The organism is Mesorhizobium delmotii, assembly GCF_900149755.1.
GTDB lineage: Bacteria > Pseudomonadota > Alphaproteobacteria > Rhizobiales > Rhizobiaceae > Mesorhizobium > Mesorhizobium delmotii.
Genome location: NZ_FUIG01000078.1, coordinates 1 through 1185, shown reverse-complemented (window position 1 = coordinate 1185; position 1185 = coordinate 1). Strand labels below are relative to the sequence as shown.

Sequence of the window (1185 nt, the reverse complement as noted above, 5' to 3'; positions counted from 1 at the left end):
GCTAGTGTCATGATCGCGTAATTCGTGCGATTATTGCGTTGATTCGATTGGAGATGCAATGCATGGGACGAGTTGCTGCAACCATCGACTTGAGCGCCGAGGAACGCAAGGAGCTTGAAGGTCTGTCGCGCCGGCGGCGAACGGCGCAAGGTCTGGCACAGCGGGCAGAGATTGTGTTGTTGGCGGCCGAGAGGCTTGAGAACAAAGTGATCGCGCAGCGCGTCGGGGCGGTTGAGAACACGGTCGGCAAGTGGCGACGCCGCTTTGCCCAAGATCGGCTGGATGGCCTCTACGATGAGCCGCGGCCGGGTCGGCCACGAGAGATCGGCGATGATGCGATTGCCGAGACGATCCGCCTGACGCTGGAGACGACACCGCGCGAAGCCACGCATTGGAGTCTGCGCTCGATGGCGCGCGCGGTCGACCATGCGCCATCGACGATCCATCGGATATGGAAAGCCTTCGGCCTTCAGCCGCACCGCGCAGAAAGCTTCAAGTTGTCGAGCGATCCTTTGTTTGTCGAGAAGGTGCGCGACATCGTCGGCCTCTACATGGCACCGCCCGAGCACGCGCTGGTCCTGTGCGTGGACGAGAAGAGCCAGATCCAGGCACTCGATCGCACCCAACCGGTGCTGCCGATGCGGCCCGGCCAGATCGAGCGGCGCAGCCATGATTACAAGCGCCACGGCGTGACGTCGCTGTTCGCAGCGCTCGATATCGCCACCGGACGCATCATCGGCAAATGCTATCCGCGCCACCGCTCTACGGAGTTCCGCCGCTTCCTCGACGAGATCGAAGCGGCGGTTCCTGAGGACCTCGACATCCATTTGGTCATGGACAACTACGCCACGCACAAGACGCAACCCATCCGCAACTGGTTCGCCAAGCGACCCCGCTGGCACGTCCACCTAACACCCACCAGCGCGTCCTGGATCAATCAGGTCGAGCGCTTCTTCGCCGACCTCACCGACAAGCAGATCAGGCGCGGCGTTCACCGCTCAACCGGAGAACTTGAAGCCGCCATCGAAACCTACATCAATGCTGTCAACGCCGACCCGAAGCCCTTCAGATGGACAAAGTCCGCTACCGACATTCTCGCCTCGATCGAACGCTTCTGCCTCGCAACCCTCAAAACCGGCGACCAACAGGCCAAAATCGTCAGAACTTCGGAATCAGGACACTAGC

The 1185-nt window shown here is 61.3% G+C and carries 1 protein-coding gene; it reads left to right on the top strand.

The features are described from left to right. Positions 1–53: 53 nt before the first annotated feature. Positions 54–1184: an IS630 family transposase gene (locus BQ8482_RS33920; protein ID WP_123151537.1), complete on the top strand. Its 1131-nt coding sequence runs from the start codon at positions 54–56 to the stop codon at positions 1182–1184. The last annotated feature ends 1 nt before the right edge of the window (position 1185 follow it).

Coding starts and splice junctions, on each gene's coding strand:
- BQ8482_RS33920 (WP_123151537.1), top strand. CDS start 54: ATGCAATGCATGGGACGAGTTGCTGCAACCATCGACTTGAGCGCCGAG.